Source organism: Micromonospora sp. DT227 (assembly GCF_049841835.1).
Taxonomy (GTDB): domain Bacteria; phylum Actinomycetota; class Actinomycetes; order Mycobacteriales; family Micromonosporaceae; genus Micromonospora.
In genome coordinates, this window is the sequence record NZ_JBNCLA010000001.1 from 119,591 (window position 1) to 139,675 (window position 20,085).

20 protein-coding genes and 1 pseudogene are annotated in these 20,085 nt (G+C 67.8%); 15 read left to right on the forward strand and 6 right to left on the reverse strand.

Annotated elements, in window-relative coordinates:
- Position 1: 1 nt before the first annotated feature.
- The 4 genes from ACLQ2W_RS00620 (at position 2) to ACLQ2W_RS00635 (ending at position 4,025) form a co-directional block, all read left to right on the forward strand.
- Positions 2–1,639 (forward strand): DEAD/DEAH box helicase, encoded by a 1,638-nt coding sequence (locus tag ACLQ2W_RS00620; RefSeq protein ID WP_425785980.1) that lies wholly within the window; start codon positions 2–4, stop codon positions 1,637–1,639.
- Positions 1,636–2,211: a hypothetical protein gene (locus ACLQ2W_RS00625; protein WP_425784795.1), complete on the forward strand. Its 576-nt coding sequence runs from the start codon at positions 1,636–1,638 to the stop codon at positions 2,209–2,211. The genes ACLQ2W_RS00620 and ACLQ2W_RS00625 overlap by 4 nt, the downstream gene beginning before the upstream one ends.
- A 234-nt stretch (positions 2,212–2,445) precedes the next feature.
- A complete protein-coding gene (locus ACLQ2W_RS00630) occupies positions 2,446–2,931 on the forward strand; it encodes a hypothetical protein (RefSeq protein ID WP_425784796.1) in 486 nt (161 codons plus the stop codon).
- A 17-nt stretch (positions 2,932–2,948) separates the two neighbouring features.
- Positions 2,949–4,025, forward strand: coding sequence for a protein kinase domain-containing protein (locus ACLQ2W_RS00635; protein ID WP_425784797.1), 1,077 nt, complete (start codon positions 2,949–2,951; stop codon positions 4,023–4,025).
- 485 nt (positions 4,026–4,510) lie between these two features.
- On the opposite strand, the pseudogene ACLQ2W_RS00640 reads toward ACLQ2W_RS00635, so the two are convergent.
- From ACLQ2W_RS00640 to ACLQ2W_RS00650, 3 genes and pseudogenes are all read right to left on the reverse strand, one after another.
- Positions 4,511–5,313: pseudogene (locus tag ACLQ2W_RS00640) on the reverse strand (IS256 family transposase); the annotation flags it as partial.
- Between the two features lie 165 nt (positions 5,314–5,478).
- A protein-coding gene (locus ACLQ2W_RS00645; protein ID WP_425784798.1) for an IS3 family transposase occupies positions 5,479–6,647 on the reverse strand; the annotation gives its coding sequence in 2 pieces (ribosomal slippage) (positions 5,479–6,360 and positions 6,363–6,647; 1,167 coding nt in all).
- A 115-nt stretch (positions 6,648–6,762) separates the two neighbouring features.
- A complete protein-coding gene (locus ACLQ2W_RS00650) occupies positions 6,763–7,956 on the reverse strand; it encodes a helix-turn-helix domain-containing protein (protein WP_425784799.1) in 1,194 nt (397 codons plus the stop codon).
- Positions 7,957–8,341: 385 nt separating this feature from the next.
- Between ACLQ2W_RS00650 and ACLQ2W_RS00655 the strand changes: the two genes are divergently transcribed.
- The 6 genes from ACLQ2W_RS00655 to ACLQ2W_RS00680 all read left to right on the forward strand — a co-directional run bounded on the left by ACLQ2W_RS00655 (position 8,342) and on the right by ACLQ2W_RS00680 (position 14,664).
- Positions 8,342–9,340: a zinc-dependent alcohol dehydrogenase gene (locus ACLQ2W_RS00655; protein ID WP_425784800.1), complete on the forward strand. Its 999-nt coding sequence runs from the start codon at positions 8,342–8,344 to the stop codon at positions 9,338–9,340.
- On the forward strand, positions 9,327–10,475 hold the full coding sequence (locus ACLQ2W_RS00660) for a DegT/DnrJ/EryC1/StrS family aminotransferase (protein ID WP_425784801.1): 1,149 nt from the start codon (positions 9,327–9,329) through the stop codon (positions 10,473–10,475). Before ACLQ2W_RS00655 ends, ACLQ2W_RS00660 begins: the two co-directional genes overlap by 14 nt.
- The gene (locus ACLQ2W_RS00665) at positions 10,472–10,942 is read left to right on the forward strand and encodes an NUDIX hydrolase (protein ID WP_425784802.1); all 471 of its coding nucleotides are present in this window, start codon (positions 10,472–10,474) and stop codon (positions 10,940–10,942) included. Before ACLQ2W_RS00660 ends, ACLQ2W_RS00665 begins: the two co-directional genes overlap by 4 nt.
- 241 nt (positions 10,943–11,183) lie before the next feature.
- Positions 11,184–11,873 carry a PIG-L deacetylase family protein gene (locus ACLQ2W_RS00670; protein WP_425784803.1) on the forward strand — a complete coding sequence of 230 codons (690 nt, stop codon included), beginning with the start codon at positions 11,184–11,186 and terminating at the stop codon, positions 11,871–11,873.
- Positions 11,874–12,037: 164 nt separating this feature from the next.
- Positions 12,038–13,396 carry a glycosyltransferase gene (locus ACLQ2W_RS00675; RefSeq protein ID WP_425784804.1) on the forward strand — a complete coding sequence of 453 codons (1,359 nt, stop codon included), beginning with the start codon at positions 12,038–12,040 and terminating at the stop codon, positions 13,394–13,396.
- 5 nt (positions 13,397–13,401) lie between these two features.
- Positions 13,402–14,664, forward strand: a complete 1,263-nt coding sequence (locus ACLQ2W_RS00680; RefSeq protein WP_425784805.1) for a glycosyltransferase — start codon at positions 13,402–13,404, stop codon at positions 14,662–14,664.
- On the opposite strand, the gene ACLQ2W_RS00685 is transcribed toward ACLQ2W_RS00680, so the two are convergent.
- Positions 14,654–15,676 carry a phosphotransferase gene (locus tag ACLQ2W_RS00685; RefSeq protein ID WP_425784806.1) on the reverse strand — a complete coding sequence of 341 codons (1,023 nt, stop codon included), beginning with the start codon at positions 15,674–15,676 and terminating at the stop codon, positions 14,654–14,656. The two genes, ACLQ2W_RS00680 and ACLQ2W_RS00685, sit on opposite strands and share 11 nt — an antisense overlap.
- A 58-nt stretch (positions 15,677–15,734) precedes the next feature.
- Between ACLQ2W_RS00685 and ACLQ2W_RS00690 the strand changes: the two genes are divergently transcribed.
- A complete protein-coding gene (locus tag ACLQ2W_RS00690; RefSeq protein WP_425784807.1) occupies positions 15,735–16,466 on the forward strand; it encodes a hypothetical protein in 732 nt (243 codons plus the stop codon).
- An 80-nt stretch (positions 16,467–16,546) separates the two neighbouring features.
- Here the strand turns inward: ACLQ2W_RS00690 and ACLQ2W_RS00695 are convergent, their stop codons facing one another.
- The gene (locus ACLQ2W_RS00695; RefSeq protein ID WP_425784808.1) at positions 16,547–16,771 is read right to left on the reverse strand and encodes a hypothetical protein; all 225 of its coding nucleotides are present in this window, start codon (positions 16,769–16,771) and stop codon (positions 16,547–16,549) included.
- A 45-nt stretch (positions 16,772–16,816) separates the two neighbouring features.
- Here ACLQ2W_RS00695 and ACLQ2W_RS00700 point away from each other — a divergent pair, with 45 nt between their 5' ends.
- Genes ACLQ2W_RS00700 through ACLQ2W_RS00715 form a run of 4 tightly spaced genes read left to right on the forward strand, consistent with a single transcriptional unit; the run spans position 16,817 to position 18,954 of the window.
- Positions 16,817–17,335: a hypothetical protein gene (locus tag ACLQ2W_RS00700; protein ID WP_425784809.1), complete on the forward strand. Its 519-nt coding sequence runs from the start codon at positions 16,817–16,819 to the stop codon at positions 17,333–17,335.
- Positions 17,336–17,352: 17 nt separating this feature from the next.
- Complete coding sequence (locus tag ACLQ2W_RS00705) at positions 17,353–17,985, forward strand: class I SAM-dependent methyltransferase (RefSeq protein ID WP_425784810.1); 633 nt, start codon at positions 17,353–17,355, stop codon at positions 17,983–17,985.
- A gap of 2 nt (positions 17,986–17,987) precedes the next feature.
- A complete protein-coding gene (locus ACLQ2W_RS00710) occupies positions 17,988–18,686 on the forward strand; it encodes an HAD family hydrolase (RefSeq protein WP_425784811.1) in 699 nt (232 codons plus the stop codon).
- Between the two features lie 7 nt (positions 18,687–18,693).
- Positions 18,694–18,954 (forward strand): hypothetical protein, encoded by a 261-nt coding sequence (locus tag ACLQ2W_RS00715; protein WP_425784812.1) that lies wholly within the window; start codon positions 18,694–18,696, stop codon positions 18,952–18,954.
- A 198-nt stretch (positions 18,955–19,152) separates the two neighbouring features.
- Here the strand turns inward: ACLQ2W_RS00715 and ACLQ2W_RS00720 are convergent, their stop codons facing one another.
- Positions 19,153–19,995 carry a class I SAM-dependent methyltransferase gene (locus ACLQ2W_RS00720; RefSeq protein WP_425784813.1) on the reverse strand — a complete coding sequence of 281 codons (843 nt, stop codon included), beginning with the start codon at positions 19,993–19,995 and terminating at the stop codon, positions 19,153–19,155.
- Positions 19,996–20,085 lie beyond the last annotated feature (90 nt).

Here is a 20,085-nt window from a genome sequence, read left to right on the forward strand (position 1 = left end):
CTTGACTACTCTCCGCACATGGCAGCAAGAGGCCCTGCGGGTCATCAGCAACGGTTCGAAGCCCGACCACTTAATCACTGCTACTCCTGGTGCCGGAAAGACCACCTTCGCCTTGGCGCTGGCCGCTCGGCTGCTTGAGGAGGGGACGGTGCGCCGGGTGGCTGTGGTCGTGCCCACAGACTCCTTGCGTGAGCAGTGGGCTGATGCGGCGGGGCGGATTGGGCTGAGTCTCATGCCAGTTTCCGCGCCCGAGGACTACGACAAGCCGGGCTATCAGGGATGTGTAGTCACCTATGCACAGCTAGCGACCGGGGCTGGCCGGGATCTCCTCCGGAGGTGTACCCGGGTGCCGACGCTGGCGGTGCTCGACGAGATCCACCACGCGGGAGAGTCCCGGTCTTGGGGCGATGGCCTGAGGCACGCCGTCGAACATGCAGTCATGCGGGTGGCTCTTACCGGTACTCCTTGGAGGCGCGACAACAGGTCCCCCATCCCTTTCGTTACTTACGACGACGATGGACAGGTCGTTGTCGACTACGCCTACGAGTATGGTGCAGCAGTCGCTGACGGCGTGTGCCGTCGCATTGAGTTCCACGCATACGATGGAGAAGCAAGGTGGGTCGACTGCGGCGTTGTGGGGCAGGCTAGCCTTGGCGCCGAGTTGAAAGACGAGGACGTGTCCACCGTCCTTGATGGCGTCTATCATCCGAATCACGCATGGATGCCAGTCTTGCTTGCGCGGGCCGACGAGGCGTTGACCGAGATCCGCCAGGAGATCCCGGATGCGGGCGGATTGGTGGTCGCCGAGCGGCAGTGGCATGCTCAGCAGTACGCGGCGCTGCTTAGGAAGATTTCTGGTACGGAACCAACGGTAATTGTGTCAGAGGATCCCGACGCCAAAGCTTCAATCGATATGTTTCGCAAATCGACAAGCCGTTGGATTGTCGCCGTTAAGATGGTTTCTGAGGGGGTCGACATTCCCCGCCTCGCCATAGGGGTTTACGCCTCAAAGACTCGCACCCCCCTGTTCTTTCGGCAAGTAGTGGGTCGGTTCGTTCGCACTCGGCCGAATGAAGAATTCAATGCTCGACTATTCATACCTGCAGTGCCTGCACTGATGGCGCACGCTCTGCAGATTGAGCAGGAGCTGCGTCACCAACTCGACCTCGAAACGGGTGAAGGCAGCGCCGACGGGGAGCATGGGAACACGCACGAGCAACTCCCACTGCCGACGCGGGAACTGGTGTCAGCAACCGAAGCCGCGTTTGACAGGGCGATTCTTGCAGGCGAGGAGGTGTCACCCGAGGATCTCGCCGCAGCGCAGACCACTGCTCGCCAGCTCGGTATTCCGACGCAGTATGCCCTAAACCTCCTTCCCCTGCTGCGTCAGCAAGCTCCAGAAGTCAATCCTGTCCGTCCGCCGGCAACAGAGATTATTACGCCAAGGCACCGCCAAGAGAGGATGCTGCGCGCCGAGGTTGAGGCACTGGCACGCAAGTACGCCTTCAAGGCGAAACTCGAGCCGCGAGAGGTGAATACGGAGCTGCGCCGCGCTGGTTTCCCGCCTCGGGCCAAGGCTTCGATCAATGACCTGCAGCGCATGCTCGACACGCTGGCCCGCTGGCACGGTGACCTATGACCGAGGGCGTAAATCATCTCGCGCGCAATCGCCACCTCATCGAGGACCTTGGCGGGGCGTTGCGCAGCGGACAGCATAGCCTCGACACCGTGCCGGGATTGTTAAAGCGGCTACTGGCTGAGGAATCGTGGCGCGAGTTTACGACACAGCGCGGCGAATACGTCTCGCATGAGCGTTTCGTGGACTTCGTCGCCACCCCACCGCTGAAGGGTCTCGGTGCGACCATTGACCTCATCCGACGCGTGATCGCTGAGGATACAGAAGCCTTGGACCTACTCGACCAGGCCCTTGAGGACTCGCCGGGAAGTAATAGAACAGCCAACAATTCTGAGGGGAGGCCCAAGGCGACCCCGAAGGAGCTAGCGCTGCGAAGGCTGCGCAAGGACGCGCCTGACCTTCACGCCGAAGTGCTTGCCGGGCGGCTGTCCGCGCATTCGGCGATGGTGAAGGCTGGTTATCGCGCGCCCACGTTCACGGTGCGAGCAGACTCCCCAGAATCAATCGTTTCCGCACTGCGCCGGAGGCTTCCTGCGGAAATGCTGGCCGAGGTGCTAGACAGGCTGAAGAGCTGAGTCCGAGATGGGCGCCTTGCTGGCCAGAGCTCAGCGAGGCGTCCCGGGCCGAAGTGTCCAATCGTAGACGCGGAGGGGCCCCCGCGCGGTACCCGACCTCTCCGGCATCGCCCCGAAGGGACTCTTCCACATCCACACGCGCTGTGACCTTTTTGCCCCTTATGCGTGTCCAATTGGCGACGGGGGTCCGTGTGGCGGCTTTACCGAAACGCGCGAAGCCTTCATGCTGTTCTGATGCGTGTCGCGGGCGTCAGCGTTAACTCGGGCGATCTCTACTTTGCGGTGGTGGAGCCCTCCGGTGCGGGGCTGATAGCACAGCATGTCGACGTTGGGGCTCCACGCCTCCGCCCGGCGAGCGCCCTGCCAGCAGACCGGCGGGCTGCCGATCTGCTTGGCCGAGTTAAGCAGGAGCTGCGCGCACTAGAGGTTAAGAAGCTGGGCGTCCTCGACGTTCGCATGTTCAATAGCTGGAAGTACTCGGCTGCGTATTCGCGAATTTCGGCACTCACGGTGCTACAACTTGCCTGCCATGATCTCGGGATTCCCTACCAGGAGGTAAAAACCGACCCCGTGGGGCGTGTGGTGGGCGTAGCTGCGAACCATCTCGACAGCTTGGATCCGGCTCGATTCGGCTTCAACGAGAGCCCTCTGTACTGGCGCATCGGCCGATCTGGAGCCTTTGCGGTAGCCGCTACCGTTCTCGACGAGGAGTCCGCGTAGTAGTGGAAGAAGAAATCTTGGCTGCCCGGCAGAACATCCGCAAACTAGAGCTTGAATTCGAGTGCCTTAAGAGTATTCCAGGGGGGATGAGCGAGGTTCACCTCTACTGGGATCCATATCTTCGCGTGGAGCGAGTCGGAAAGGCGTTCGACATTTCGGGCCTTGAGGCGGACGACTCCCTTCCGGAGCCCGCGACGTTGCAGGCTATCAATCATTCGAATGTTGTTCGGGTGGTAACGGCGGCACGGCTTCCGGATTACCCACCCCCGATGGAGGTAGTGGAACTCATTACCCCGTACTACCCTCGTGGGAGTATCACCGATGCACTCCTGCGCGGCGAGCGTTTCGCCCTGACCGACGCAATAAGGATTGCGAAGTCATCACTACTGGGGCTTGCTGAACTTCATGACGTGTATCGAATCCTTCACCGGGACGTGAAGGGCGGAAACATCCTTCTCACTGACGACCACCATGCAGCGGTCGTCGCCGACCTCGGCCTTGCGGCAAAGCTCGATGGGAACGGGCTGGCCATTACGGCCAACAATCCAACACCATACTCTCCGCCTGAGTTCTTTTCCGGAGCACTTTCGGTTGCTAGCGACATCTACTCCATGGGGGTAGTGCTTAGGGAGCTGGTTGCCGGGCACTATCCGTACTCAAATTATCCTCGAAACCTGATTATCGGCCGACTCGAGGATGGGTTGACCGCTATTCCTCTAAATGATGTGACGTACCCGCCGTATGTTCCGTCAACGCTTCGCCGAGTGATCGCGAAGGCATGCGATAATAATCCCGGACGCCGTTACGTCTCGGCTAGGGCGATGATCGAGGCGTTGGCGAAGGTTGTAGTACTGGATTGGAAGCAGTTGGGAGACGGCCGTTGGGAGGCGCCCTTTCTCCACCATCCACGCTCCTTGGTCAGCGTGGAGTGCAAGAAGAAGCGTGACAGAACCTATGGGGTAACAGTTCGGACACGGAAACACGGCTGGGCGACTTGGCGACGACTGGGAGCGGACTCCGTGGTCCCTGATTTGTCCAGTGGCGCTCTGGTTGGAATCTTCGACAGGGCAACGGCGGCTGCCTCGACACGGTGACCAGCCTTCAGGAGGGCTTCTCGCTCGTCATCGTCGAGGCTTTCCCATTCGGCCGAAACTCGCTCTTGCCAGTCAGCGGAGACTGCAAGGCGGGCGTTGCGGCCGACACCGCTCGCTTCGAGGACGCCTACTGCAGCAAGTCTGAGCAGCAGCGAGAAGGTCGGGCTTTGCTGGAAGCCAGTTGCTTGGCGGTGTAGCAGCCCTAGCTCCGACCTAATCCCGCTGGAACTTCTCGACGAGCCGAACATCTCCTCGGCTAGCATCGTGGCTGCCCAGCGATGCCTAGGCAGGCCACCGGGCACTGCCCACACGCCCAACGTCAGAGCCCGCCAGGCTGGCGGATGACGGCCCTCGCTGGTGCCCATACCACACGGTAGCTCTTGGGAGCCGGGCGCGCACCCTCCCCGAGTATCAGGTGTGCTACACGTGCGGTCACGTCCGCGCTGGTGGTGTAAGAGACGACCATCGCGTGATCCGGTCTGATGTTATGCGGCGATCGGGGTGGGGTCGGGTTGGTCGGTGTCGCGTTGGCTGGTGTCGACGGTGATGAGGCGGGCTTTGGCCAATAGTTCGAGGCCCATGTAGCGGCGTCCCTCGGTCCATTCATCGGTTTGCTCGGCCAGGACCGCGCCGACGAGGCGGATGATCGCCGCCCGGTTGGGGAGATCCCGACGACGTCGGTGCGGCGGCGGATCTCCTTGTTCAGGCGTTCCTGCGGGTTGTTCAACCAGATTTGGCGCCAGGTCTCGCGGGGGGAGCCGGCGAAGGCGAGCAGGTCGTCGCAGGCGGCGTCGAGGTGCTCAGCGGCGGCGGGGAACTTCGCCTCGATCGTGGCGACGACCCGCTGGAACTGGGCGCGGACGGCGTCGGCGTCGGTTGGTCGAAGATGGTGCGGACCAGGGTGGTGATCCACGGCTGCGCCGACTTGGGCACCTTCGTCAGCAGGTTGCGCAGGTAGTGGGTGCGGCACCGCTGCCAGGTGGCGCCAGAAAGGCGGTGCCGATCGCCGCGACAAGGCCGCGGTGGGCGTCGGAGATGACCAGGAGATGACCAGCTGGACCCCGGACAGTCCGCGGGCCGTCAGTGACCGCAGAAACGCCAGCCACCCCGCGCCGTCCTCGTCCGAGGCGACGTCCACGCCCAAGACTTCACGCTGGCCGTCGGCGTTGACCCCGACCGCGACCAGAGCGTGGACGTTGACGGTCCGGCCGGCCTCGCGGACCTTCATCGTCAACGCGTCCATCCACACGAACGTGTAATGGGCGGCGTCCAGGGGCCGATTGCGGAAGACTCCCTTCAGCTCCATCAGAGCATGATCGAAAGCCTCCGAGCTACCGGGGGAACCTCCGATCGTCTTCGCCGTGGCGCTTCGGCCGCGCTGGCTGGTCGGACCGACGAAGCGCCGAGACAGAATAATGGTCGGGTCTGCTGCACCGATAGGTGACAGTTTCAGTCACGCGGCCTGACTGGCCGGTGGGGTCATGATGGTCTCGTACTCGACGGGGGTCAACCGGGACAGGGATCGTTGGCGTCGACGGCGGTGGTAGGTCCGCTCGATCCAGGTCACGATCGCGGTCCTCAGTTGCTGCCGGGTCGTCCAGGTTCGGCGGTCGAGGACGTTGTTCTGCAGCAGGCCGAAGAACGACTCCATGGCAGCGTTGTCGCCGGCGGCGCCGACCCTGCCCATCGACCCGGTCACGTGGTGCTGGTTGAGGGCGTGGACGAATTTCCGGCTTCGGAATTGCGATCCACGGTCGGTGTGCAGCACGCAGCCGGCCACGTCACCACGGCGGGCTACGGCGTTGTGCAGGGCGTTGACAGCCAGGCGGGACTTCATCCGTGAGTCGATGGAGTAGCCGACGATCCGGTTGGACCACACGTCCTTGATCGCGCACAGATACAGCTTGCCTTCACCGGTGCGGTGCTCGGTGATGTCGGCCAGCCACAACCGATTCGGGCCGTCCGCGGTGAAGTTGCGGCGCACCAGATCGTCGTGCACCGGCGGACCGACCTTGCCGCCCATGCCCCGACGCTTGCGCTTGCTGAACGCGCTGAACCAGCCCATACCGGAGCAGATTCTCCAAGCGGTGCGCTCGACCATCGGCTGGCCGCCAGCGCGGGCCTCATCGGCCAGGAACCGGTAGCCGAACTCCGGATCGTCGCGGTGGGCGTCGAACAACGCGTCCGCCCGATACGCCGCAGCCAACTCGGCGTCGGTGACACGGCAGGCAAGCCACCGGTAGTAAGGCTGACGAGCGATCTTCAACACCCGGCACGTCACCGCCACGGGGATCCCGTCGGCCGCCAGCTCGCTCACGAGCGGGTAGAGCCTTTTCCCGGCAGATGCGCCTGCGACAAGTACGCCGCGGCCCGACGCAGGACTTCGTTCTCCTGCTCCAACAACCTGATCCGCTTACGCGCCTCCCGCAGCTCGGCCGACTCGCTGCCGGCCGTTCCGGGGGCGGCGCCGGCGTCGACGTCGGCCTGGCGCAGCCACTTGAACAACGTCATCGGGTGCACCCCGAAGTCCTTCGCGATCTGCTCGACCGTCACGCCTGGCTCGCGGTCACGAGCAACACGCACGACGTCATCGCGGAACTCTCGGGGATAGGGCTTGGGCACAGCGACATCCTTCCAGCTCGCCCGCATGGCAAGCCATCTCAGATGTCACCTATCGGTGCAGCAGACCCTCACGCGCGCCCGCCAGTAGGCTGTTGCTTCGAGCTTGCAGGCTCATCTATGCAAGTTGAATGTGACGGGTCAGCTCATCCAGTTCAGGCTGTCGACCCGCAGGGATGCGGGCATTCAGCTCGGCAGTAAGGTCCCTGGCCAGCCGGTGGTAGCGGATCCACTCGGGTGTGAGCAGACGCGCCTGGTGCAGCGTGGCAACCGCCGGTATGTCTTGACCGAGTTCGACTTCTGCTTGTGCCAAAGCAAGGAGGTATCGAGATTCCCAAGTAGCCGGCACACGACTGCGGACGGCCTCCACATCCGCGGCGAGGCGGACGGCGGTCTCGAAGTCGCCAAGCTCGGTGGCGTTGACGACGGCGCTTTGCGCGACCAGCCGTGGCCCGAAGACGCTCCACCGATCGACTCGGTCCTGGCCGAGCCTCACAGCTGCGGTACGAGCGAAATCGAGCAGTTCGGTCGCTGCGACGGCGCGGTCGTCGCGAGCGGCGGCGCCAGCGGCGTTGACCAGAAGGCCACCCCAGACGGTTAGTTGAGCTGGGGTGGCGCGTGTCATCCGAGGCTCGTGAATCTCGGCTGCCCGGGTAGCGGCTGTAAGGCTATCGCGGTACCGGCCCTGCCGGCGAAGGATCCACGCGGCCCAGTAAACGGCGGATGCCTTGGTGACCTCGTCCCCGCACTGTTCGGAGGCCGCTACCGCGCGCTCGACGCTGAGCCAGGCGAGGTCTTCGTGTCCGAGCATGACAGTGACGCCGGCCGCGAGTTCAAAAACGGTCGCCAGTAGGGAAAAGGCGTGTTCCTGGTCGTCGCCGGCGCATTCCCTGGTGGCGTGGCGGGCCTCGGCGATGAGGGCGGGCAAAAGTCGGCCGAGGATGCTGTACTCGCCGCGTTGCCAAATGTGCCATGCACTGTCGACCGAGGCGGTCAGTCGTTTGAGGTCGATATCCGCGTCGGTTTCGGCGAGGCCGCCGAGCTGGTCGACCGTTGAGCTGGTGATCGCTTCGCGGATCGCTGGGATGCCGCGGTCCGGCTCGGGTGCGAACGTTGTTCGCGGCGCGATGATCACGGCTAGTTCCGCGCCGAGCGCGGCGGCGATCTTCGTCAGCGTGTTCAAGCGCGCGGAGTGGCGGACGCCTTGTTCGAGACGTCGGATCACGTCGACGGAGATGCCAGCCCGTTCGGCGAGCTGTTCTTGGGTCAGGTGCGCGGCGCTTCGCAGCCGGACGATCTGTTCACCAATCATGATGATCCTCCCGCTTGACCGTCTCCCTGCACGGTACGCGCCGACACCGGATCGCGGGACCGTCCCGTGGGGACTGTGTGCGGCGAACGACCTTGCCGCCTCGTCGACTCTGACGCCATGGCATAGCTGCCCGCCGGCACCGCGAAGAGGTAGGCCCTAGCGACCTATTCGAGCGGTCCCCAGAGGCTTGGTCTATGACCCCACGGCGCTTCACGTTGAGCACATATCCAGGCACTCTGTGTTGCATCGAAACTCTCCGAACTTTGGCAGGTCCCCGCCCAATCAACCGGAGGTCCTCATGACAAGCCCCGCCCCGACACTCGCGCCGCAGCCGACGGCCACCGCACGCCGACAGGTGATGATCGCATCTGCGGGTGAGGTGTCGATGCTGCCCCAGCCGCTGGAGCCGATGGGCCCGGCTCAGGTGCTGGCGGAGACTGTGCTGTCCGGTATCAGCGCTGGTACAGAGTTGGCGTGGCTACGCGGCACCGCGCCAGCCCTGCACCGGACGTGGGTTCCGGACGGTCGGTTCTACCGCCCAGGCCCCGGCCGGGCGTTGCCGATCGCGCCCGGCTACGAGAGCGTGGCGAGGGTCGTTGCGTGTGGCGATGAGGTGACCGGCGTCGGGATCGGCGACCTGATCGCGGTCGACCGGCCCCACGCAGACATGCACCTCGTGGACGCCTCCGACGCGGCGGGCGGGCTGCTGCCGGAGGCAGTCAACCCGGACCACGCGGTGTTCTTCATCCTCAGCCGAGTTGCGCTCGGTGCGGTACACGACACCGGCTTGCTTGTCGGTGACGTGGTGGTGGTGATGGGCCTCGGCGTAGTGGGGTTGCTGGCCGCGCAACAGGCCCGCCTGGCAGGCGCCCGGGTCGTCGGGGTGGACCGGTACCCGCTACGGGTGCAGGCGGCCCGCCGGCTGGGCTTGGAAGCCTTGCTCGCGGGCACGGGAACGGATGTTGCCTCGGCGGTGCGGGAGTTGGTGGGTACCGCTGGCGCCGACGCGGCAATCGAGGCGTCCGGTTCCTACGTCGGGCTGCACGAGGCGATCCGGTGCGTGCGGGTCGGCGGCCAGGTGACCACGGTCGCGTCGTACCACGCGGACCAGCCGGGCCTGCGGTTGGGCGAGGAGTACCACCGCAACCGAATAACGCTGGTGTCGTCGATGACGGTCAACGGCTGCCCGTCGCGGGCGCATCCGCGGTGGGACAAGGCCCGCCTGGACGAGGTGGCCCGGGCGCAGATCATCTCGGGGCAGGTGCGGGTGGAGGACTTGATCACGCACCGGGTGCCGTTCGGGGATGCACCGGCCGCGTACGCGTTGTTGGCGGAGCGGCCGGAGGAGACGATCAAGGTGGTGCTGACCTATGGCGACCACTGACCTCGACAGTCCGGCCGTGGGCGTCACGGAGTTCACTGCGGAGAGCCCGGTCGAGGATCGGTACGGGCCACCGCTGTCCGGCGAACTGGCTGAGCTGGAGCGGGTTCTCGCCTCGGGGCGGCTGTCCGGCGGTGCCGCGGTCGTCGCCGACTACGAGAGGGCACTGGCCGGCTGGTTCGGCGTGACGAGGGCGATCGCCGTCAGCTCGGGCAGCTCCGCCCTGCACGCCGCGCTCGTGGCGGCCGGCGTGAAGCCCGGTGATGAGGTGCTCCTCCCGGCAACGGCACCGTTGCCAACCGCGATGCCGATCCTGACCTGCGGCGCCATCCCGGTCATCGTGGATGTCGTCCCGGTTGGGCTGGCCATGGACCCGGCGGACGTCGCTGCGAAGGTCACCGGCCGAACGGCAGCGGCAGTCAGCTTGCCCCTATGGGGCTACCCCGCCGACGACCGGCCGGCGAAGGAGGTCTTGGACGCAGCGGAGATCCCGCTGATCGAGGATGCATGCCAGGCCCACGGCACCCGCGTCGACGGCCGATATGCCGGGACGCTCGGCACCGCCGGCTGCTTCTCCACGCACGAACGCAAGCTGCTTGCCACCGGCGAGGGCGGTTTCGTGCTCACCAATGACGAGGAGTTCGGCGAGCGGTTCGACTTCTACACCCACCTCGGGCATCTGCGGGGTGGCCACGGTGTGAACTACAAGCTCGCCGCGCCGCTGGCGGCGATCGGCCGGCGGCGCGTCGACGGCTTGGAAGCGCAGCTGAGGGCTCGGGCGGCGAACGCGGCCCGGCTGCGCAACGTACTGGTCGCCGGCGGGCCGCTGATCGAGCTACCGGTCGGCGCCGACGACAGCCCGAACTACTACACGTTCGTTCTGCGGGCCGCGCGGAGTGCTGGCGAAATCGCGGCAGCGTTCACCGACGCGGGCTTGGCACCGGACTCGGTGCGCTTCGGCTACCGGCCGCTCTACCACCGGCCGCTGTTCGCCCCGTACGCCACCGACTGCCCGAACGCCGAGGCCCTAGCCGCCACGACACTCCAGCTTCCCGTGCACCCCGGGCTGAGTCCGCGCGAACTAGAGTGGATCGCTGACCGGATCGCCCGGTTCGCCAGAGGGATGGGCAGCCGATGAGCGCGGGTATCCGTCACATGACCGCGTCCGCGATCGTGCTCGACGACGACGATCGGGTACTGCTGGTACGGCACCTCAAGTCCGGGCTGTGGCTCTACCCCGGCGGCCACCTGGAGGGCGACGAGGAGCCCGCCGCCGCCGCAGTCCGCGAAACCGTCGAGGAAACCGGCCTGGCCGTCGAAGTCATCACCGACCCGCTTTTCGCGCATCCGGCCGTAGTAACCCATCCCGCCCCGTTCGCGGTCATTGAGATGCCCGTCAGCGACAAGGCGGTCGGCCCGCATCACCACATCGACATGGTGTACGTGTGCCGACCCGTCCCCGGTGACGCCGCACCGGTCCCGCAGTTGACCGAGGTTTCCTCCGCCGTATGGGTTCCAGCGGCCGATGTCGCCACGTTGAGGACGCCGGCCGAGCTGCCGGGCCTGATCGGCGCCGCCACCGTGTGGGCCAAGGCCCGCCGCTAACCCATACCCGGGGCCCCACCAGCGCCTCTGTCGGAAACCCGGCCCCGCCAGCGACCAGGCGATGCCGCCGGCATCACCCGGAACGCCCGTGAGGTGTGCCTCGCTGATGCCGCCGGCATCACCCCGGGCCGCCCCCGTCCACCCATGCACTGCCACCACCGCACCGTTGCTGCTCATCGCCGGCCCGCCGTTGGGCTAGGCCGGCCTTCGGCGCAGCCTGATCCCCTTGCACGGAGTCGTCATGCGAGTTCTGGTCATCGCACCCCATCCCAACGACGAGACCATCGGCCCCGGCGGATCCATCGCCCTGCACACCGACGCCGGGCACCAGGTGACGATCGGACACCTGACCAACGGCGAGCGCGGCAGCCGTACCGTCGCCGCAGCCGAGTTGCGCCGCACCCGACAGGCCGAGGCCGTGCGCGCCGCCGCTGTCCTGGGTGTGCCCGAGCCGCATATACGCTTCCTTAACCTGCCCGACGGCGGGATCAACCCCTACGACATCGACCAGTTCACCGCGGTCATCGGATTGCTGCGGCAGATGCGCCCGGACCTGCTCTATCTGCCCCACCCACACGACGGGGCGTTCGACCACGAGGCCGCGTTCGCCCTATGCTGGCGAGCCGCCGGCATGTCCGGCAGCAGCAATTTCGGCGAGTACGGGCCGCCGCACTGGGTCCCGACCGTCCTCGGGTACGAGGTGTGGCAGCCCATCGCCGCCCCCGCCTACCTGCGTGACATCACCACCGCCGTTGACCGAAAGGTCACCGCCCTGGAGTGCTACGACAGCCAGTCGCCAGCGGCGAAGGGCGCCGGGCAGTCCAGCCAGGTCGGGCCGGGTGGTGTGCTGCTGTCGGCGTGGCGAGGCGTCACCACTACCGGCGGGCACCGAGAAGCATTCGCTGTTCTCCGCCTCGGAGCACTGCCGTGACCGCCCGCCGTACCGCCGCCGCTCTCTGCTGGGCCTCGGCCGCTGCCGTCGCCTTCCGAGGTATCACCGGCAGCGCGCAGACGGCCGCCTCACTGCGTTGGCTTCGCCGGCAGCGGCCGGCGCCCGGCGCGACGGCCGCAGGCGAGGTCGACAGTAGGCGGCATGTGCTGCTGATTCTGCCGATGCTGCGTGAGCAGACCCTGATCGCGCCAACGGTGGACCACTTCACCGCCCTTGCACAGTCCTGGGGACCGGCGGCGACCCTCGTGCTGACCACCACCGAGCGCGAGCACCACGACCGTCAGGTGGCCGCCGCCCGGCTCGGAGAGCTGGCCGCCGCGCTGCAGCGGCGACGCACTGTGGCGTTTCTGTCCCGCCGGTTCGCTGATGTCCTGCCCACCGCTCTACTACGGCAACTCGCGGACGCCTCCGGCGACCAGGCGGCCGACTATCGCAGCCGCGTCGAGTCGGCATTCCAGGAGCTGCCGTCTACACCGGAGCTGGCGGCGAAGCTCGCCGCAGCCAGCGCCGGGCGTGCGCGCCATCACCATCACCCCGACCCGAGCGCGGTGATGGTCCACCAGATCAACCACGCCGTAGACGCCGAGCTGCGCCGCCTCGCCGCCGAGGGCGTGGCACCGGAGACGGTGTGGATCGGCGTCTACAACGCCGACTCTCGCCCCCACCCCCAGACGCTCACGGCCCTGGCCGCTGCACCACCCGCCGCCCGGGTGGTGCAGCAGTCCGCGCTACACACCCTCACGCTCGGCGCCGGCCGCGGCCTCGGTGGTGTGGTGTGCGACGGTGCGGCGTTGCTGCAGTCCCGGTGGAGCCTCGCCCGCGAGATCCCCCGGCTGCGCGCCCAAGCCGCCCAGGCCCGCCGCGGCCCGACCCGGTGGCCCCGGCTCGGGCACTGCACCGGCCACGGCCTGTTCGTCCGTGGCGACCTCTGGCACGAGGTCAACGGGCTGCCGACCGCGACGATGAACGAAGACCTAGCGTTCGGCTACCAGCTATCCGCCGCCGGGGAGCCCATCCACGTGCTTCCACTCTTGGAGGTTGCCGACTCCCCCACCACCACCAACGCCCTGGTCCGCCAGCACCGGCAGTGGTTCTTCTCCTACCCGCAGTACCCCGCCGCCGCCAGACTCGCGGCGGCGGCAGAGCGCGGCGACAGCCGCACTCGGGCCTGGCTGGCTGTGCAGGGCCTGGCCCGGGGTGCGCTGTGGCTCGGGCAGTCCCCGGCCATCGCCGCGACCCTCCTGCTGCCGGCGGTCGCCCGGCACCGCCGGGTCGCCGCGGTGACCGCGACCGCCGCTGTGACCGCGTACCTTCTAGCGCCCACCGCTCTGCTGACCCGCTCCGGTGAGCCCGGCGCGCCGCGACGCTGCGGCCCCCGGGAAGCCGCCGGGATCCTCGGCGCGTCGCTTATCTTCAGCGCCGGCCCGTGGCGGTGCCTGCACGACCTAGCCCGCGCCGCCGTCGACGGGCACCAGCTCGTCCATGACAAGACGGAACGGTGATCACGATGGAGATCCCGACCCTCGCCGCCGATCCCGCGTTCACTGCCGCCCTGCACGACGTACCTGCCGGCAGCGTCTCGGCGGTGCTGGCCACCTACAACCGGTGCCCGTTCGACCCGGCCGCCGGCCGGTTGCGGGACAACCCGCTCACCTGGGCCCTGGATACCCTGCGTGGGCAGACGGGTGTCGCCCTGGCCGAGATCGTCGTCGTCGACGACGGATCTACTGACCACACCCCCGAAGTCCTCGACCTCTACCAGACCACCCCCGGTGTCCCACTACGGGCCGTCCGGCTGCCCGCACACGCCGGCGCTCATGCCGCGCGAAACGCGGCGGTGGCGGCGGCCTCGTGCCGGTGGCTGCTGTTCGGCGACGACGACTGCGCCTTCACCCCGTACGTCGCCGCTGGTGCCGCACACACGATGAGCGTCGTGCGTGAACAGGACCGGGCCACCGGGGCGGTGATGCTGCCGTTCTACTACCGGGCGCTGCGCCCGTACCAGTCCCGTCCGGCGGCGGGGATCGGCCGGCTCGACCCAGCACAAGCCTTGTTCACCACGCACTTTCACACCTGGCCCGCCGAGTACGGCGGCACCCCGCCACGGCTGGACTCCCCAGCCGGGATCGTCGCGCCGCTGCCGGTGGAGCTGATCGGTGGCACCGCGCTACTCAACGCCGATGCGCTGCGTCGTGCCGGCGGGTTCGTGGACCTGTCCAGCTGGGCCAGCTCGTACTCCGATCACCTGCACCTGTCTGCCGACCTGACCGACGCCGGCATTCGACTGTGGCACTGCCCCGACCCCCGCCTCGGCGCCGCCCACCTCAAATGGGGAGCCGTCGGCCGCTACCCGCTCGACCCCGCCGACCTGGCCACGATGCTGCCGATCCTCGACCGGCCGCTGAGTGATCTCGTCGCGTTGGCCGCCCGGCCCCGCGCCCACACCGGGTGCCGCGTGCCGGACCAGGTGTTCCACGAGGAGATGATCGGCAGCTTCTTTGCGTTCTTCGCCGGCCGCAGCCTGCCCGGCGCGACCAAATGGGCGGCGCGCTGCTGGCGCGACTTCGTCAGCAACGGCGTGGTGTACTCCGCCGCCATCGCCGAGGCGCCACCGGTGGAGCAGCGGGTGGCCGCCTGGCGGTCCGGGCTGGCCCGCGGTGCCCGCACCGTCACCCGCGGCCAACTACGGCCGGCACGCACCGCCGCCGAGTTGGCGACGGTGCTCGACCAGGTGTGCGCCGAGGCGGGACAGCCCCCAATCAGTCCGTGAACGCGGTCGTGACCTGCGAACGGTGTGCGGTCCACCAGCTCAACAGTGCCTCAGCCGAACGGAACAGGTGATCACAGGAGGTGTCGGCGTGCTCGTAGCGGCGACGCAACTGCCACGTGTCGCACACCCGCTCCCACCACAGCCGATGCACCGCGTCGGCCAAAGCCTCATCCGACAGCTTCCGCCGCGACCTGTACCCGGCGGCGAATGCGCTCACCCGCGCCAGATCAAGCCCTCGCGCGTCACCGAAGCCGAACAGCAGCGTCGCCGAGCGCACCACCTCCGCCGCCAGCGGGCGCGGCTTGAGTCGATCCCAATCCAGGACGGCGCTCACCTCGCCGTCGGCGTACAGCAGGTTCAGGTGCTGGAAATCGCCGTGCACCCAGCCGCACGGGCCGACATCAACATCGTCGTTCGGGCGCAGGTGCCCTACCTGCGCCAGCAGCTGCCGCCGCCGCCGCAACCGGTCCAGGACGAACTCGTCCATCGCGTCCCGGTCCGGCCGAGCTGCTGCTGCTGCTGCGTATCGGTCGATCTTGTCCTTGGTCGTGGCCGGCTCGGTCACCGGCTCCCGCATCATCTCGGGCACAACCGGCATCACCATTGCCAGATCCGCATGCAGGTCCGCCAGCACGGCGCCGAGCGCCCTTACCTCAGCCGGCGACAGATCCAGGCCCTCGCGGTGCGCGCCCCGCGCCCAACCAGCCACCGCATAGATATGTCCGTCGTGCTCCAGCAGTGTGTCCCCTCCCGCCGTGGTCAGCGGTGCCGGGACGGGCCGACCCCGCTCCGCCAGCGCTCGCGTCGCCGCGTGCTGCCGTCGGGCGGCGGTGGCATCGATATCAAGGACCTGCTTCACCGCGAACACCCCGCCATCGGTGGTCACCCGCCAGTTGCGGTTCATCAGGCCGGCATCGATCACCTCGACGTGCTGGACCGCACCAAGACCAAACGCCATAGCCACGGCACCAAGCGCACGAGCATCACCGGCTTCATCTGCCACATCAGCCACTTCTGTCACCACGGTCTATTCCTACCGCCCCGCGAAACCCGGATCCGGGAGGCACGCCGTGACAACCTCCACGCCCAACTGCCCCTACGACAAGCCGCCGGTCATCGTCGCCATCGAGGGGCTGTGCTACTCGGGCAAGAGCACCCTCATCCACCACTTGGCGGCCCGACTCCACCCGATCATCGCCCCCGAATACACCGACCTCGCCACGCTGCCACCGTGGCCACCCACCGACCACAGCCAGGTCGACGCGGCGTTGCGGCAGTTTCTGCACCTTGACCAGCAGCGTGCTAGGCAGGTCCGCACCAGGATAGCCAGCCGCGTCCACGCGGCCGGCGCATGCCGGTCCGAGGTCGTGCTGCTGGACCGCAGCCCCCTAACACTCATCGCCCACGAATATGGCATGCAGGCCCTCGGTGTCCCCGCCGACCCGGACGGCGCTGCCACCCTCTACGCGGGCGCCGCAGCCGCCGGACAGATCCTCACCCCGAACGCCTACCTCTACCTGACCATCCCCGAGCCGGTTGCAGACGCTCGCCGTGCCGCACGCGGACCGGTCGCCGCCCACCTCGACGACCCCGCCGTCCGCGCCCGCATCGACCAGACCTGCCGCACCTGGCTGCGGCTGCTCCCACCCCGCCGCCGGCTGATCCTCGACGGGACCGCGCCGCCCTCGCTGCTCGCCACTACCGCCGCTGCGTTCATCACCAGCCTCGGCGGGCCACCCGTGCCGTCGTGGCAACTCCTCGCCAAGCATCGGACTGCTTCCGAGTCGGGGGCACCATCATGAACAGCCTTGCCCTCGACGGACACCTCCAGAACTCCTGCCCCGGTTTCACGCCCACCGGCACCCAGATCCGCACCGGTACCTCACTCCTGCAACGCGGACTTCTGCATGGCCAACCCGTCATCGCCAAACGCCCCATCGACCCGCGCCCCTGGTGGCAGGACCGCTGCCGTCACGAAATCGACATCTACCAGGCGTTTAACCGGATCGGTAAACCGCCAGTGCCGGTCGCGGATCTCGTCGCGGCTGACCCACAGGTGCCGCTGCTCGTCGTCACCGAACTCCCCGGCACCCCACTGCACCCACACCGCTACCCCCGTGCGGGCACCGTGAGTGCAGCGACCACACGGCGCATGCTCACCGCGCTCACCGCGCTACACCAGTGGCAACCCTCGTCCCCGGCGGACATCCCGGACGACACGGACTACCCCGCCCAGCTCGCGCCGTTCGCTGGCGGCGTCCTCGACGCCGCAAGCGCCCGCCTGCTCACCGACCTGCACACCCGGGCCCGGCCACCGATCGAGGTGAGCCACGGTGACGCGCACCTGGGCAACGCCCGCGCCACCGCCAAGGAGGTCGCGCTGCTCGACTTCGAGTTCACCGCCTGGCGACCCGTCGGCTACGACCACGCCAAGCTGTTCATCTTCCTCGCCGACAACCCCGCCGCCCGCCGCATCGTCCTGCGCAACATCGACCCCTCGGCCGCCGCGCCCGTCGGGCTCTGGGTCGCGGTCGCCCTTGTCGCCTGCCGCGAACTGGTCTCCCACCACAGGCACGCCGACCTGCCGGACCGGAACCGGCGCCTTCATCAGCTCAGCGACGACCTGCGGCTCGCGCTCACCCACGCCCGCCGCCTGCACGCCCGGCTCTAACTCCTTGGAGGCACGTGGTGAACCTGCCCCTGGGCCCGGTATCGGACTGCTACGGCTACGACCGAGGGACGCCCGTCGACCGTGTCTACATCGATGACTTTCTCATCCAACACAGCGCACTGATTCGCGGCGATGCCGCCGAGGTGAAGGACGACACCTACCTGCGCCGGTACGGCCGAGAACGACTGACCTCCACCACAATCATCGACATCGACCCCACCAACTCCCGGGCCACCCTCCAAGCCGACATCACGGTCCCCGGCAGCCTCCCGGCCGCCACGTTCGACTGCGTCGTCCTGACCCAGACCCTGCAACTGCTCACCGACGCTTCTGCCGCACTGCGCACCTGCTACACCGCACTGCGACCCGGGGGAGCCCTGCTGCTCACCGTCCCGTGTCTTGCGCGTGTCAGCCCCAGCGGCGGCACCGCCGACCGCTGGCGATTCACCCCCGCCGGCCTACACCACCTGCTCACCGACTGGCCCGGCCCCACCCAGGTCACCGGCTACGGCAACCTGCGCACCTGCCTAGCCGCGCTCCTCGGCGAAGCCGCTGAAGAACTCACCGCGACCGAGCGCAAGCACATCGACCCCCGATTCCCACTCCTCGCCGTCGCCACCGCCCGCCGAGCCACCAACCAAGGAGCATGACCATGGCCGACATCAGTCAGCGCCAAGCCCGACCCTTCCCCGCAGGCCCTGTGATCTTCGATTGCGATGGCACGCTCGTCGCCACCGAAGGCGTCTGGGACGGTGCCTACGCCATCCTCTTCGACCGCTACCAGACCGTCCTCAGCCGACCGGACCGGCATCGCCTCCTCGGCCTCACCCTCACCGGCCTCGGCCACGAACTCGGCCGCCTTCTCGGCCAACCGCACCGACACCAGGAACTTGCCGCCGAAGTCCTTGACCTCGTCACCAACAACCTCGGCCGCGGAGTACCCGCGATGCCGGGCGCGGTCGACCTCGTCACTACCCTCGCCCGCTCCCGACCCATCGGCGTCGCCTCGAACACCCTGCACGACGCCGTCATGGAGTACCTCACCAAGATCGGAATCATCGACTTGGTCGACGTCATCGTCGGCAGCGACGATGTCGACGCGCCTAAGCCAGCCCCCGACGTCTACCTCGCCGCATGTGATCGCCTCGGCTCTGACCCCCACACCGCGATTGCGGTCGAGGACTCCGCCGCCGGAGCGCTCGCGGCCCGAACCGCTGGCCTCTACGTCATCGGCGTACCGTCACAGCCGGACCTTCTGATACCCGCCGCTGACGTCGTCTACCCGAGCCTGACCGATCCCAGGCTGCGCCACATACTGCAACACCCGGCAACCAGACGACTGACTGCATGATCTGGCCTTGAAGGTGGAGCGGATCGACTGTCGATGTGGGCTGGCGGGCTCAGAGGGCCGGCTTCGCCGCGAGGAGGACCGTGAGGGATTCAAGTTCTTCTGCGATCTCGACCCGGTCTTCCAGATGCGGATCGGCGAGGACAGCATGATTGCGGTCAGCGCGACGCCGTCGCCGGAGTCCGTCATGTTCACGTTGGCGGAGTATGCCGAGGATGGGATAGACGGCGGGGCCGGTAGCGGGCTCGCGCGTTGGTCCCGGCGTGGATGACTGGTGCGGCCCGTCATGTCAGTGGTTCGTGGGATGGGCCGGCGGCAGGAGTCGGGGGCGCCCGCAGCCGCCGGCCCGGTGACCGGGCGTCCGTGGCTGCCCCTGTCACGGGGTCCGGTCAGGTAACCGCCTGAAGGCGGCTATCGTGGGGGTAACGCGGTTCGGGTCTGCGCCACCCCTGGTCACGGGGGTGTGGTTTCAGGCTTGAACGGAAGGTGTGGCCGGCGTGGCCGGATGCTGTGGTGTAGCCGGTTTGCGGGCGTGCACGGTGCGGCGCTCGTAGGAGCCGAGGATCACGGTCGGGTCGGCCATGAGGTTGACGAATCGGTCGAGGTCGTTGTGGCCGAGTTCGGGTTGGACCAGGCGAGGTCGCAGGTGTTCAGCGGCGTCGGCGAGGATCTGGCAGCCGGGGCCACCGCCGGTCCAGGTTTCGACGCTGCGGTGGGCGCAGACCGGGTTGAGGCCGGCGGCGACGAGCGGCCTGGTGACATCGAGTGGCCAGGTGGGTCGCCCGGTGCCGGTGAGGAAGCCGTAGATCATCGTCATGAGGTGTTGGATCAGGTCGGCGTCCTGGCTGCATGGATCCGACGTCCACGTGGCGTAGTCGGGGCGCGGCTGGAATACCTGAGCGGGCGTGAAGGGGACGTCGGCGAGGATCAGCCAGCCGCCGGGCTGTAGCCGGTCGATGATCTGTCGGATCACGGCGTTCGGGTCGGGCAGGGCACCGTGCATCCAGCGGGCGACGGCGACGTCGAAGCTGCCGGGTTCGCCGGGCAGCTCGTCGGCGTCGAGGGCGCGTTGGCAAACGTCGATGATGCCGGTCGGTGCGAGGTAGCGGGTGTCGCGGTCGACGGCGGTGACGTTGCCGCTGGGGCCGACGAGGCGGGCCAGGCGGGTGGTCAGCTGGCCGGTGCCGGCGCCGATGTCCAGCACGCGCTGACCCGCCTGGATCGGGATGCGGTCCAGGACGCGATGGATGGGCGGGTCGAGGAGTTCGAGCAGCCGCGGCGGACGTTGGCGGCCGATTGGGGTTGTCGTCACCATGGCGCTCCTGATCGTGCTGGCTCTCGGGCGTAGGTCGCGGCTGAACCCGCCGGGCTGGCGGCGACATGCCGGGATGCCGGTTGCGGC